The following is a 14959-nucleotide window of genomic DNA, read 5'->3' on the forward strand; positions in this document are numbered from 1 at the left end:
TGTCCGCGTGGCGGAGATCAGTCCAGCACCCCGGCTTCGGTCAGATAATCACGTGCCACGGCCTCAGCCGGTTCACCACCAACCTGAATGCGACCGTTCAGCTTTTGCAGCGTTGCCATATCAAGCCCGGCAAAAATCGGGTTCAGCACCTCGGCGATCTGGGGGTATTCCTCCAACACCTCGGCGCGCACGATGGGCGCGGGTTCATAGACCGGCTGCACGCCTTTGTCGTCCTCCATCACCACAAGGCCCGTGGCACCAACGCCGCCGTCGGTGCCATAGACCATCGCCGCATTGACCCCGGACGTGCCGCGCGCTGCGGCTTGAATGGTCGCCGCCGTATCACCGCCCGACAGGATTACGGTCTGATCTTGCGAAAGCTCAAAGCCATAGGTCTCCTGCATCGCGGGCAGCACGGCGGGAGAAGAGACAAATTCGGTCGAGGCGGCGAGTTTCACCGCACCACCCTCGGCCACCCACGCGCCGAAATCGGACATGGTGGTAAGGTTATTTTCCTCGGCCAGTGGGCCGGTCACGGCAATCGCCCAAGTATTGTTGGCAGGCGCGGAATCGAGCCATGTGATCTTGTTCTCACCGCCATCCAATTCCTTGGCGCGGGCGTGCGCTTTGGCGGCATCTTTCCACACATCGCTTTCCGCTTCGTTAAAGAAGAAGGCCGCGTTGCCGGTGTATTCGGGGTAAATATCGATCTGATCCGACAGGATCGCCTCGCGCACGACCTGCGTGCCGCCCAATTGCAAGCGGCGCTCGACGGGAAGGCCGGCATCTTCAAGCGCCAGTGCGATGACGTTGCCCAACAGGCCGCCCTCGGTGTCGATTTTGGAGGAAACGGTGATCTCGGCCGAAGCGGCAGAAGCCAAGGCTGCGGCGATGCCAGTAGCGGCGGCGGTAGAGAAAATACGGGTACCCATGGGAAGTGGACTCCTTGAAAGCAATGACCAGACACAACAACGCGCCGTTTGAAAACCGTAAGGTAGCGGGCAAATCTGGGAAACCAAGGATGGATTGCAGGACGGTGTGCGTTTTTACGATCATCTTAGCGCCACGACGAAGGGCGCCCCGGCAGACCGGAAGCGCCCCTTTAGTCGAAATTGCGCTGCCTAGACGGTGCGCGCAGCCTCTGCTTCGCGCGCAGCGCTGCGCTTGAAGAAGATGAAGTAGAGCACCGGCGCTGCGATCAGGGTCAGCACTGAGGCAAAAGCCAGCCCACCCATGATCGTCGCCGCCATCGACTGAAAGAACGCATCAGACAAGAGCGGCAGCATCCCCAGAATGGTCGTCGCCGCAGCCAAGAAAACCGGACGCAAACGCGAGGTCGATGCGGTGATGATGGCCTCTTTTAAGTCCAGCGTCGGGTCCGCAGCGCGGGTAAGGTCGATCTCTTCGACCAACACGATGCCGTTCTTGATCAACATCCCCGACAGCGACAACAGCCCCAAAAGCGCTGTGAAGGTGAAGGGCAACCCCGCCCCCAAAAGCGCCAGACTGACCCCGTTAACCGCCATCGGCACCAAGAGCCAGATGATGATCGGCTGTTTCAGCGCGTTGAACAAAAGGACCGAAATCAGCACCATGATGATGAGACTGAGAGGCAGCTGCTTACCCAAAGCGGCCTGCGCCTCGCCCGCGCTTTCCAACTCGCCGCCCCATTCCATGGCATAGCCTTCGGGGATCTCCATCGCTTCAATGGTTTCCTGCACCTCGGCCTGCACCTGCGCCGCCGTCACACCGCGTGGGATATCGGCCCCCACGGTGATCACATCGGCTCGGTCGCGGCGGTAAAGCAGCGTGTCCTGCGGCTCGAACCTGAAACCGTCGATCACCTGCTCCATCGGGATCAGCGCATTGGTGTTTTGCGCATAGATCACATGATCGGTCAGCGCCAAATCGGCATCCTGCGGGGCGCGGATCACGATGGGGATCTGGCGGTCCCGCTCGCGGAATGTCCCGCCGCTGGTGCCTTCGGTGGCAAACTGCAACGTCTCCGTAATCTCGGTCCTTGAAATGCCCGCGTCCTGCGCGCGCTCCTCGGCATAGATCGGTCGCAGCACCAATTCACGCTCACGCCAATCCTGGCGCGGCGTGATGATATTGTCCGACGCCGCCTGCATCCGCGACATGGCCTCATCGGCCAGATCACGCAGCACATTCGGATCCCGGCCCGAGAAGCGCACCTCAATCGGTGCGCCGCCCCCCGGCCCAAAGGCGAGACGTTTGGCCCGGAACTCCCCTTGGGGGACCGCATCAACTGCGAATTCTTCCAGCGCGTTCATCTCGTCTTGGATCACCTCCAGCGCAGAGACACGGACGATCAGATGGCCATAGCTGGGGTTGGGGTCTTCGGCCTGATAGGTCAGCATGAAGCGCGCCGCCCCCTGCCCTGCGTAGGATGTCACGTTCTCAACATTGTCACGCGCCACCAGCCAATCTTCGAGCACGGCCAGATCGTTGGAGGTCTGGTGGATCGAAGAGCCTTGCGGCAGCTTGTAGTGCACGAAATAGAGCGGCGTGTTGCTGTCAGGAAAAAACTGCTGCTTGATCTGCCCAAACAGCGCATAGCAAACAACCGTGCCCGCGATAAGCGCCGCAACCACCAACCAACGCAGCTTGAGCGACGCGCGCAGCACGGCGGCATACCCTTTAAAGATCGCCCCGTCATAGCCGCCAACACCGCCCTCGGCCCCGCGTTTAAAGAAGTAGTGCCCCAAAAGCGGCGTCGCGGTAATCGCCAGCACCCAAGACAGCAGCAAGGAAATCCCGATCACCGCAAAAAGCGAGAAGAGGAATTCGCCCGTCGCGTCAGGGCTTAGCCCGATCCCGGCAAAGGCCATGATCCCGATGACCGTTGCCCCTAGAAGCGGGATTTGTGTCTTGCTTGCCGCCTCCGTCGCCGCATCGCGAGAGCTTTTGCCCTGCTGCATGGAGATCTGCATCCCCTCAGCCACAACGATCGCGTTATCGACCAGCATCCCCATCGCGATGATCAGCGCCCCGAGCGAGATACGCTCCATCTCAATCGCGCCAAGTGCCATAAAAAATAGCGTGCCCACCACCGTCAGCAACAGTGTAGAACCCACAACAACCGCCGCGCGCCAGCCCATAAAGACGGCCAGCACAGCGACCACGATCGCAACCGACATGGCAAGGTTCACCAAAAAGGCGTTCGACGCCTCTTCGACCACCGTGTGCTGGCGGTAGATGGATTCAATCGAGATACCCAAAGGCAGTGTTTTACGCAGCTGCGCGAGCTTGTCATCAACGCGTTTACCGATATCGACGATATTCTCGGTCGCGATCCCGGCGACGCCGAGGGTAAAGGCGTCTTGGCCATTGTGGCGGATCACAAGGTCAGGGTCGGCTTCGCGGGTGCGGTAAATATTGGTCACATCGGCAAGGTTAATCACCTGCCCACTGACACCGACCGACAGCGCGGCAATCTCAGATACGCTGTCAGACCCTTCGGGCCGCTGGATCAGCCTGCGCCCCTCGTCGCCCTGAATGACACCTCCATCGACAATCTCGTTGGCGCTGGACACCGCACCGACAATCGCCGTGGGCGGAATGCCGAGCGTGGTGCTAAGCGCGAGCTGAGGCTCTACATAGATCACCTCGTTCGGCACGCCCGAAAGCGCCACATCCGACACGCCATCAACCAGCAGCAGTTCACGCCGCAGGTAGCTGGACAGCTCATTCACCTCTGCGTCCGAATAGCCCTTGGCCGTCACGGCATAGTAAATCCCGTAAACATCACCGAAACCGTCGTTCACATAGGGCCGCGACGCCCCGCTGGGCATGGCGGCCTCGTTCACGCGGTTGCGCAATTTGGTCCAGATTTCCGGCAGTTCGGACCCGTCGAACGTGTCCTGCATGTTGACGGTGATCCACGACAGACCGGGCTGGTTCATGGATTCGATGTCCTTAATCTCGGACATCTTTTGGATTTGCGATTCCAGCGGTTCAGTGACCTCTAGCGCCACCTCTTCGGCAGAGGCGCCGGGGTATTGGGTGACGACCACCGCTGTTTTGATGGTGAAGGCCGGATCTTCTAGTCGGCCAAGGGTCGCGAAACCCCAGATACCGCCCAAAAGACAGATCAGCATGATGATCCAAGTATAGACGGGGCGGTTGATGGACAGGCGTGCGATATCCATGGGCTTAGTCTCCGAAGCCAACGAAGCGGCGCACAGCGGCACCATCTTCAAGCTGGCTCGCGCCACTCACCACGATCTCTTGCCCGTCCGACAGGCCCGCATTGACCGTGACATCGCCCCGCGCAGTGGGGGTGATTTCAACCTCGGTGCGGGTGACCGTCCCCTCACGCGCGCCGGTGGGATCAAAGACCATGACATAGGTGCCGCGATCATTGCCCACGACGATGGCGGAATCCGGGACAATGATGCTTTGCCCGCCGATGTTCAGTGTCGCGCGGACCTCAACCGAGGCACCGGGCAGGGGAACGAAGTCTTGCGGCAAATCCGCGCCAAGGGTGATGTTATAGGTCTGCCCAATATCCGCGGTTTCGGCGTTATACTCACGGATCGCCATCGGGTAGCTTTCCGAATTGGCCGGGAATTTTGCCACGAACCGCACGTTGGGATCCCGCCCCGCGCGCAGAAACAGCGTTTCTGGTACGTCAATCTCAACCCTTAGTTCAGACATATCATGCAGGCGCACCACTGGCGTGCCGGCGCTGACAGTTGAGTAATTGGGCACCAACCGCGAAGCCACGATGGCGTCAAAGGGCGCATGCAGGGTGGCGCTTTCAAGATCGCGCTCGGCGTTGCGCACGGCGATGTCATTCACGGTCACGGCGGTTTCGGCGTCTTGCAGATTAACCTCCGCCACCGAAGACCCGGCAAGTTTTTGGTAACGCTCCATCGTGCGGCGGGCCTGCGCGTCATTCGCCTGCGCTTGTTCTAACGCCAGCTCAAACGGCTCTAGGTCCATCCGGGCCACGACTGTGTCCTCGCTGACCGTGGTCCCCTCTTCTAGAGAGAACTCCTCGATCTGTCCGCCGACTTGGAAGGCAAGATCCACGGTTTCACGTGCAACCACCTTGCCAAAGAACACGCGCTCCATCTCGGCATTGCTGACCTTTACCGTTTCCAGCTTTACCACTGGCACTTCGGCGGCGGCGATTGACCCGGCCACCCCGGCTGCCAAGGTGAGTGCAAACCCCAATAGCCGCCCCGCGCCTGCGCCGCGCGTCGTCTCAACAAGCCACTTGGCCATGGTCAGTCTTCCTTATGTGTAGCATCCGGCACAGGCCCAAGGGCGGCGGTCAGACAAAGTTGTTTGAGGGTGCGCAACTGCGCGATAAAATGTGCGCGGTCCTGCGCGTGCATTCCGGCGGCCTTGGCGGCACGTTGAAGGCAATCGGCAAGGGCATCAACAGTCATGCCAGCGCGGTTAATGGGGGTCTCATAGGGGGTCAGCACCTCAGCAATGACGGCGCGGAAACGCCCCGCGGAACATTGCAGCGCCTCTTGGCTGACTGCATTGACCCCGGCGATAAAATCCTGCGCATTGGGCATCGCCTGCATCGTGTCGTAGCCCCGCACCACCATCCGATCAAAGATCAGATCAAGCTGGGCCGCCAGGTCGGGCGCATTGGGCAACTCTTCGGCGATCTTTTCGAGCGCCAGTTCGGTATAGCGCCCGATCAGCCCACGCAGGATGTCGTCCTTGTTGCGAAACCGATTGTAGAGGGTTTGGCGCGAGACACCGGCCTCTTCGCAGAGGTCAACCATGCTGGTGCGCTTGACCCCATAGCGGGAAAAGACATGCAACGCAGCGTCGAGCACGGTCTTCTCAAGTTCGGTCATGGGGAATCCTTGGCACTGTTCGAGCTGCAATTGGACATTTTGACCCAATATGTCAACCTGTAAACGCCAAGCCATGCGACCCACGCAGATCACAATTCCGTTTTGCAGATAGGCACACGATCAGGGCGTCGAAATGAGGCTTCCAAGATAGAGCGTGAGTGGCAGAGTAAAGAAGCTCAGCAACGTCTGGGTGGTGATAATCGCCGCCATCAAGGGCGCATCGCCGCGCATTTCCCGCGCCAGCGTATAGCTGGCCACCCCAGTTGGCAGCGCCGCAAAGATCAACGCGATTTGCAGGGTCAGCGGCGCGGGGTTCAGGGCCAGCGCCGCCAGTAAGACCGCCAGCGGGTTCACCAGATGCTTACCAACGATCGACAGGGCGATGACCGATACAGACCCCGAGAGCCCACGCAGCCGGAGATTAGCCCCAACGCAAAGCAACATGATCGGCAGGGCCGCATCGCCCAAGATACGCGCGCTTTCGTGCAAGACGGGCACTTCGTGCAAGCCTGCGAAGTTGAAAAGCACGCCAGCGAGGATGCCAAGGATCAAAGGGTTCTTAACCAACCCTTTAAGGATAGATTTCCCACCCCCGCCCAACTGCCGGGTCATCAGCGTCACCACCGTCACATTCACCACCGGCACCAGCAACGCGGAGCCCAGCACCGCGATCTGTAGCCCTGCCGTGCCAAAGACAGCTTCGGCAATCGCAAGGCCAATGAATGTGTTAAACCGCGCGCTGCCCTGCATCAGCGAACTGCCCTGCGGCGCGGCATACCGTCGGCCAAAAAGCCAGCCGCAGAAGATCGCCGCAAAGAAGCCCGCATAGAGCAGAAGGGCATAATCGCCCAAGCCACCGCTGAGGTCCGCCGCCGAGATTTTGGCGAAGAACAGCGCCGGCATCAGCACCCAGTAGACCAACCGGTCATTCAGGTTCCAGAATTTGGTCGACGGGATGCCGCCCCGTCGCAGGCCGTAGCCCATCAGGATCAGCGCAAAGACCGGCGCGATCGCCAGAAAGATAGTGAACATATTAACCGCCCGGAAGGATCGCTCGGACCCTAGGCGGCGCTTGGAGCGGATGCAACAGAGGCCGCTGCCTCAATTAAAGGCACCCCGGCCCCGAAGGGCCGGGGCTTGGATCAATCGCTGCCGCGCACGGCGATTTGGGCGTCTGCAGCGGGGCGGAACTTCAGCTGGATGACAAAGATCAACGCCGCAATCGCGATGCCGATCAGGTCGGTAACCAAACCGCCTGCGATCATGCACAGCGCCGCGAGAACCAGACCTAACCGGATGAACCACGCGGCCAAGCTGCCCGCGAACCACCCCTGCATCCCCGAGGACAGCAGATAGACCCCAAAGACCGCCGTGACGCCTGCACGGATCACCTCGAACCATGTGCCGTCCATCAAGATCGCGCCGTTGTAGAAGAACATGAAGGGCACGATGAAGGCCGAGATGCCGATCTTGAAGGACGCCACCGAAGTCTCCATCGGGTTGGCCCCCGATATCCCCGCCGCCGCATAACTGGCCAGCGCCACCGGGGGCGTGATGGCCGAGACCACGGCGAAGTAGAAGACAAAGAAGTGCGCCGTCAGCAGCGGAATGCCCAGTTGTACCAAGCCCGGTGCCACAACCGACGCCGCCACCGCATAGGCCGCCGTGGTGGGCATGCCCATCCCCAGCAGGATCGCGATACACATGGCAAAGAACAAGGCGAGGAACTGGCTCGCCTCGGCCAATCCCAGCAGCACTGATGAGAAACGCGCGCCAACGCCGGTCAGGCTGATGACGCCAACGATGATACCGGCACAGGCACAGACCGCGATGATCTGGATCGACATGATCCCGGCAAGGTCAAAGGCTTTGACAATGCTGCGCAGCCCCATGCGGAAGGGTGTGAACCACGAGACAACCGCCGCCGCCGCCGTCGCCAGCGTGCCCGCACGGATGATCGAATAGCCCATGAACAGCGCATAGATCAGAATGATAATTGGGATGAACAGGAACACTCGGCGCATCATATCGCGCAGCTTGGGCAGTTCTTCAGAACGCATGCCGCGCATGCCCAGTTTGGCCGCCTCGAAATCCACCATAAAGTAGATCGACACGAAGTAGAGCACCGCCGGGATGATCGCCGCCACGGCGATATCCGTATAGGGAATGCCCGTGATCTCGGCCATGATGAAGGCACCCGCCCCCATGATCGGCGGCATGATTTGCCCACCGGTAGACGCCGCAGCCTCAACCGCGCCTGCGGTGCGCGCCGGGTAGCCGACTTTTTTCATCAGCGGAATGGTTAACGACCCTGTCGCCACCACATTGCCCGCCGAGGTGCCGTTGATCATGCCCATGAGGCCCGAGGCAAAGATCGCGACCTTTGCCGGACCACCGCGCGAACGGCCCGCCACGGCAAAGGCGAAATTGACGAAGTAGTCTCCCACTTTCGACGCCTGAAGGAAGGCGGCAAAGATGATGAACAAGATGATATAGGTCGAGGATACTGCCGTGGTCGGTCCAAGGATACCAGCGTCGGTGTAGACTTGGCTAAAGAACCGCGTCCACTGGATGTTGGGCGCATTTAGGAAGCCCGGCAACATGTCCCCGACAAAGACGTAGATTAGGAAGATGCCCGAGATCACGATCAACGCAAGCCCGGCCACGCGGCGCGTCAGCTCCATGATCAACGCGGTACCCGCAACAGCGGCGATGGAAATGCCGATGGGCGCAAAGGGTGTGCCCGTCGAGTTGCGCATCAAGGTGCTGTACATGGTGATCAGATAGATCGCCACGGCGACGCCACAGACAGACAAAAGCAGGTCCGCAGGGGAGACTTGCCCCCGCTCACGGCCCCGTAGCCAGCCGACAACAATGCCGATGGCGGTCGCGGCCACCAGCGGCAGACCGTAGTGGTAAATTTCAAGGTTCTTGAACTCGGGGCTCATACCGTTCCACTGCACCCCAGAGGCGATCTGGCTGGCGATACCCCATGCGGTCCAGATGGCATAAAGCGCCGGGATCATCGCTGCCCATGCCACGAAATCCAGTGGATGACGGCCCTGCCCCGTGCCCTCATCGACAAAACCGCGGGCGGAATAGAGCGTAAAGCCAAGGATCAGCGCGCCCGCGATGTGCACGATGCGGAAGTTCCATGTCTCCATCGGGAAGGTCGGCAAAAGCGGGATGCGGATGCCGGTCAACTCGCCAATCGACATGCCGTTCAGCGCGGCCATGTGGAAGAACGCATAGATGGCCGACATGGCCGCGACGACCAGATAGGTGCGCCCGGTGAATATGCGACGATTGCCCTCTACGGGTTCGTCATCAACCCCTTCGGCGACAATCGGGCCTTGGGGGTCGGCGCTATGCGGGTCTGTCATGGAAGCTCCCTTTCCCGACACTCATGCGGGATGTTTCCCGACGATCATGCGGGATGATGGCAAGATGCCGCCCCGATTAGGGACGGCATGCAAGTTTGTCTAGGCGTTAGCTTAGTTGCCGTAGATCATGTCGTCGGAAATGTCGGCATTCGCGTTCTCTTTGAACCATGCCGCTGCACCGGGGTGCCATTTCAGGACTTTGTTCTTGTCCCAGTTCTCAGGCAGGGTCGACGCCGCCGCTTTGTGGATGCCGGTCATACGCTCGTTGTCAGACATTACCACGTCGACAGCCGCCTTCACGAAGGATTCCGGCAGATCGCAGTTGGCAATCGCGAAGTTCCACATGGAGACCGACCGCGCGTCTGCTTCGAGCGTGGTATAGGTGCTGGCTTTGATTGAGAAGTCAGATACCGGGAATTCCTCAAGCAGTTTGGCCTGCTCTTCTTCGGTGAACTCGATGATGTTCACATCCGTCTGCACTTCCAACTGGCTGACCGCTGGCACAGGCACGCCTGCGGCGAATGCGATCACGTCCAGCAGACCATCCTGCAACTGGCCACCCAGATCGGTCCAACCGCCGTTGCGGCGCTCATACTCGACGCCGAGCGTGTCCATCATGCGCGGGAAATAGGTGTCAGAAGTGGAGCCCGCCGGACCAAAGCCGATCTTGGCACCTGCCGGAATGTCGCTGACCTTTTCGATGCCCGAGGACGCCAGTGCGGTCACCGAGAACGGTGTCTGGTACATCGGGAACATCGCGCAGGCTTGGGTCATTTCCAGACCGGGTGCGATGGGGTTGGTGCCTGCCAGCGATTCCGCGGCGGGGCCCATTGTGGTCATGCCGAAGGCCGCCTCGCCCGTGTGGACCAGCGCCATGTTCTGCATCGGGCCGCCGGTGACTTCGCCGCCGCCTGTCAGGCCCAGTTCTTTCGCCACAAGGTTCGCCCAGCCGGAGCCATATGCGAAATAGGTGCCGCCTTGGCTGGCTGTGCCGACAGTAAAGCTGCTGGGCCAGTCGGATTTATCAACGTCCTGTGCGACGGCAGCGCCTGCCAAAATAGTGCTGGCGGCGAGGATTGCGGTGAATTTCATGTCTCTCTCCCTTGGTTGATCTTACTGAGTGTCGGCACAAGATTCCGCGCTCAGCTGCTGTGTTCAGCTTGCCGCGCCAATTAAGAGTACTCTAACCCTCAGTGGCAAGTCCGAAAATGCCACGGGTCCAAAGTTGGGGAATAAACAAGCGCTTAGCAGAGCGATTGGGTCAAAATGTCCCGCGCCTCTCTGACTGAGCAGTTTGGAGATACAAGGTGAGCCGCATTTCCCGGCAGGTGTTCTATCTCACATCAGGGGCGGCTTAACGCTGCGCCGCTTATCACAGCATTAAGCCGCCCCCGCCTGTTTGCCTGCATTACGCCGCAGCCAGTTCTTGATCCAACTGCCGCGACGCGGCACCCGGTACAGGCGAAAGCGGCGCCAAAACTCGGTAAAGCACCGGCGTCAGAAAGAGGGTGAAAACGGTGGCAAATCCAAGCCCGCCCACCATCACCCATCCCACGGCAATTCGCGCTTCTGCGCCGGCACCCGTGGCCGCGATCAGAGGCACACCGCCCAAAACAGTCGAGACCATCGTCATCATCACAGGCCGCAAACGCAGCCGCATGGCACTGCGGATGGCCGCATCAACCGTGGCCCCCGCCTCGCGCAATTGGTTGGCGAATTCCACGATCAGGATGCCGTTCTTGGCCATGATACCGATCAACAGCACCAGACCGATCTGGCTGTAGTAGTTCAGGCTGCCGCCCGTCACGGCGATTGCCACCACCGCAGCGCCCAGCCCGAAGGGCACGGCGAGCATGATAACGGCAGCAGAGATCAGGCTTTCGAACTGCGCTGACAGCACCAAGAGCACGATGAGGAACGCAATGCCGAAGACCATATAGATGCCGTTCTCTGCCGTCTCTAGGCTGGCCGCTTCGCCGGTGAACACAAGGGTCACCCCCTCATCTAACACTTCGCGGGCCAGTTCCTCCAGCGCCGCTGCTGCCTCGCCCATATCGACCCCGCTGGGCAGGGCCGCTTGGACGGCGACGGCGCGGTTGCCTGCTTCGCGACTGACCCGCGACAGGCCCGCCACCTGTTCAAACTGCGCCACGCTGGACAGGGGCAGGAAACTGCCCGTATCGCCACGCAGAGATACGGTGTTGAGGTCGGCAGGATCGTTGATCGGGCGGCCACCCGGTTCAACCTGCACGGTGATCTCTTCGCCGTTGAGAAACACCTCTGCGGCCTCTACCCCGGCGGTCATGGCGCTGATCGTGGCGTCGATCTCAGAGGGGGTCAGCCCATACTCGCGCGCAAGATCGGCATTGATCGTTACCTCAATCTCAGGGACATAGGCTTCTTCGCTAAGCTGCGCGCTTGAAAACAGCGCGGGCTGCGCCTGCATGGCGGTAACCAGCTTTTCTGCCTGCGCGGTCAGCAGCGCAGGGTCTGTGCCCGTTACCGCCGCGGTCAACCCCGAGCCCCCGCCCCGAATGCCAAGACTGTTGGGCGAGCGTGCAGAAACGGTGAGGCCGGTGATCGCCTGAAACTCGCGGTTGAGTTCGGCCATGATCTCTTCTTGCGAGCGGTCCCGCTCTGACCAATCGGAAAGCTTCACGATAACAAAGGCCGATGTCCCCCCGCCAAGCCCGACGATAGATTGTACCGCCGCAGCCTCACCGCTTTCGACATAGGGGGCCACCATGCTTTCGATCTGCTGCACCTGCTGATCGGTAAAGCTGGATGACACACCCGAAGGCGCACGGGCCCGAACCATGAAGGCACCCCGGTCTTCGGTTGGGGTCAACGCACTGTTGAGCGTGCCATAGAGTGAGATTGAAAAGACCCCAAAGCACAGCGCCAGCGCAACGACCAAGATCGGCAACGCGAGCGCGCGGTCCACCAGCCAAAGCAAGCCACGACCCAGCAGGCTGGCATCGCCCTCAGAGCCCTCCTTCACGGGTTCCCCGGTGCGGCCCGGGTCCAATACGGCGGCCAGCATAGGGACCAGCGTCAACGCCACGAAAGACGAGATCGTCACGCAGAAAGCCAGTACAAAGCCGAACTCAAGGAAAATGCCCCCCGCCTGCCCCGGCAGGAACGAGATCGGGATAAAGACCGCCGCCAATGTGGCCGTGGTTGAGATGACGGCGAAGAAGACTTCATTCGCCCCCTCGGCTGCCGCCGCGTACCGCCCCAACCCTTCTTGCCGTTTGCGCACAACGTTTTCGACTACGACAATGGCGTCATCAACGACCATGCCGGTGGCCAAGACCAAGGCCAACAGCGTGATTGTGTTAACCGAAAATCCCGCCATCCAAATCGCCGCCAATGTCCCGATCAGCGCCACCGGAATGGTCAGCGCCGGGATTAGCACCGCCCGCCACGAGCGTAGGAATGCGTAAAGCACCAGCACCACGATCACCACGGCCAGCAGGATTGAACTGACCACCTCATTCAGCGCCTGTTCGACATAGATGCCGTCATCGGCCGTCGTGACCATCTGCACCCCATCGGGCATGTCCAACTGCAAATCTGCCAAGGCGGCAGCAACGTCCTGGCTGATGGTCAGCGTATTTGCGACCGACTGGCGATAGACGTTGATCGCCACCGCAGCTTGGCCATTCACCCGCGAGAAAACCGTACGGTCCACGGCAGTCAACTGCACCAACGCCACGTCGCTCAACCGGGTATTCTTGTCGATCCGCAGGCTGGCGATGTCTTCGACCAACACATCTTCGGAAGCGAGTTTTAAAGTCAGTTTCTGATCTGCACTTTCCAGCGAGCCAAGGGCCGCGCTGTTATCAAGCTGTGCCAAAGCGGTGGAGACATCCTCAACCGTGAGCCCGCGCCCCGTCAGTGCGGTCATGTTCAACCGCACGAGATACTCATACTCCTGCGTGCCCGCGACCTCGACCGTGGCGATCCCGTCAATGCCACCCAATTCGGTGGCAACGCGGTCTTCGGCCAGCCGAGACAGGTCTTCAAGGCTGGCCGTGCCATAAAGGGCAACACGAATGATCGGATCGGCGTCTGCATCGTTTTTGCTAACCGCCGGCTCCAGATCCTCAGGCAATTGCCGGCTAAGCCCTGCCACGATCTCGCGCGCCTCATTCGAGGCTGTGTTGATATCCACGGATGACGACAGTTCCAGCGTAATCCGCGAGCTGCCAAAGCTGGACTGAGAAGAGATCGCCTCAACCCCTTCTAGCGCGCTTAACGCATCCTCAAGCACCGCGGTGACTTCGGTATCGACCGTTTCAGGCGCGGCATTCTCATAGGTGGTGCGCACCGACAGCACGGGCTGGTCGACATTGGGCATCTCACGAATATCGACGCCAAGGTAGGCGGCAGCGCCCGCGATGATGATCAACAGGTTCAGCACAACCGCCAAGACAGGCCGCTTAACGAACAGGCTGGAAAAGCCTGCTTTGGGCGCGGGACTACTCATTTATTGTGGGCTCCTGCGCGTTTTGCCGGGCCGCTGCACGACCTTCGGTATCTGCCCGTGCCAATTGCAACGTCTGCACCTGCCCGCCTTCGCGCAGCTTTTGCACCCCTTCGACGACGATCTGATCGCCCACGGCAAGCGCACCATCGACCCAGACGCGATCATCCAAACGGTGCCGAATGGTGACGGGCACGCGGCGCACAGTGCCTTCCTCAGCCACGAAAACAGACGCACCCTCACGGCTCCACGAGATCGACAGCGCCGAAATCGCAGGCATCGCCGCTTGCTCTTCGATCAGCACCACATTGGCGATCATCCCATGCCGCAGCCCGGCGACATCCCCCTGAAGCTGCGCCTCAACATCGATCAGGCGGGTTGTCGTATCAATTTCGGTATCGATGGCGGTGATCTGGCCTTTGAATACCCGCCCAATTCGAGAGGGCAGCAGCACATCGACCATCAGGCCCGGCTCCAGCACAGCAACGGCGCTTTCAGGCAGCGAGAAGCCAACCTTCAACTGCTCGGGCACGCTGACCGTGGTGATCTGCGCATTGGCGTTCAAGTAGTCACCCAAGCGCGCGTCCATCAGCCCAACCACCCCTTCGATCGGGGCGCGGACGATGCGGCGATCAAGCTCCAGCTCTGCACGGTCGACCGCCACCTGCGCGATGTTCGCCGCTGTCTGCGCCTCTTGCACCTGTACCGAGGTCACGGCCACGGACCCTGTCGAACTCAACCGCTGCACACGCTCTAGCGCATTTTGCGCCTCGGTGAGCGACGCTTTTGCACTGGCCAAATCCAGCGTTTGAGTCCGCTGCTCCAACCGCAGCAGCGGCGCGTCTGCGGCCACCCTGTCACCCGGCGCGACCAGCAATTCTTCGACTTGGCCGCTGGCCTCTGCCACCACCGCCACACGCGCTGTGGATTCAATCGTGCCGACGGCCTGATACTCCAACGCATAGGGGCTGAGGTCGACAGGCTGCATGGTCACCATAGCGGCGCGGCTTCCGCCCGCTCGGCCCCCACCTTGACGCCCACCCGGTGCGGTGCCTGCGCCGGTTTCTTCAGTCGCCGCCGCCCCGTCCGAGGGCATCAGCCTGTCACCAAAGAGCCAATAGGTAACAGCAGCCACGGCCATCAGGCCGAGCAATAACTCCGCAATTCGCTTCATCATAATGTCTTTCAGGTTAACCGACTTGCAGGTAAAACGTGGGACGGGAAAATTTCCGTCGCTCGAA

The 14959-nt window shown here is 60.6% G+C and carries 9 protein-coding genes; all 9 read right to left on the minus strand.

Features of this window, described 5'->3' with window-relative positions:
* Window positions 1-17: 17 nt before the first annotated feature.
* The 9 genes from osmF to DSM14862_RS12795 all read right to left on the minus strand — a co-directional run bounded on the left by osmF (window position 18) and on the right by DSM14862_RS12795 (window position 14895).
* A complete protein-coding gene (gene osmF / locus DSM14862_RS12755) occupies window positions 18-932 on the minus strand; it encodes a glycine betaine ABC transporter substrate-binding protein OsmF (protein WP_243254263.1) in 915 nt (304 codons plus the stop codon).
* Between the two features lie 189 nt (window positions 933-1121).
* Complete coding sequence (locus tag DSM14862_RS12760; RefSeq protein ID WP_007117670.1) at window positions 1122-4172, minus strand: efflux RND transporter permease subunit; 3051 nt, start codon at window positions 4170-4172, stop codon at window positions 1122-1124.
* A 4-nt stretch (window positions 4173-4176) separates the two neighbouring features.
* A complete protein-coding gene (locus DSM14862_RS12765) occupies window positions 4177-5253 on the minus strand; it encodes an efflux RND transporter periplasmic adaptor subunit (RefSeq protein WP_007117671.1) in 1077 nt (358 codons plus the stop codon).
* 2 nt (window positions 5254-5255) lie between these two features.
* Window positions 5256-5846, minus strand: coding sequence for a TetR/AcrR family transcriptional regulator (locus DSM14862_RS12770; RefSeq protein WP_007117672.1), 591 nt, complete (start codon window positions 5844-5846; stop codon window positions 5256-5258).
* Between the two features lie 120 nt (window positions 5847-5966).
* Window positions 5967-6878 (minus strand): AEC family transporter, encoded by a 912-nt coding sequence (locus DSM14862_RS12775; RefSeq protein WP_007117673.1) that lies wholly within the window; start codon window positions 6876-6878, stop codon window positions 5967-5969.
* Between the two features lie 110 nt (window positions 6879-6988).
* Entirely contained in the window at window positions 6989-9229 is a 2241-nt protein-coding gene (locus DSM14862_RS12780; RefSeq protein WP_007117674.1) for a TRAP transporter permease, read from the minus strand.
* A 111-nt stretch (window positions 9230-9340) separates the two neighbouring features.
* Window positions 9341-10321, minus strand: a complete 981-nt coding sequence (locus DSM14862_RS12785) for a TAXI family TRAP transporter solute-binding subunit (RefSeq protein ID WP_007117675.1) — start codon at window positions 10319-10321, stop codon at window positions 9341-9343.
* A 316-nt stretch (window positions 10322-10637) separates the two neighbouring features.
* Entirely contained in the window at window positions 10638-13721 is a 3084-nt protein-coding gene (locus DSM14862_RS12790; protein WP_007117676.1) for an efflux RND transporter permease subunit, read from the minus strand.
* Window positions 13714-14895 carry an efflux RND transporter periplasmic adaptor subunit gene (locus DSM14862_RS12795; RefSeq protein WP_165481265.1) on the minus strand — a complete coding sequence of 394 codons (1182 nt, stop codon included), beginning with the start codon at window positions 14893-14895 and terminating at the stop codon, window positions 13714-13716. The genes DSM14862_RS12790 and DSM14862_RS12795 overlap by 8 nt, the downstream gene beginning before the upstream one ends.
* Window positions 14896-14959: the final 64 nt, after the last annotated feature.

Source organism: Sulfitobacter indolifex, from assembly GCF_022788655.1.
In the GTDB taxonomy this organism is placed as follows: Bacteria; Pseudomonadota; Alphaproteobacteria; order Rhodobacterales; family Rhodobacteraceae; genus Sulfitobacter; species Sulfitobacter indolifex.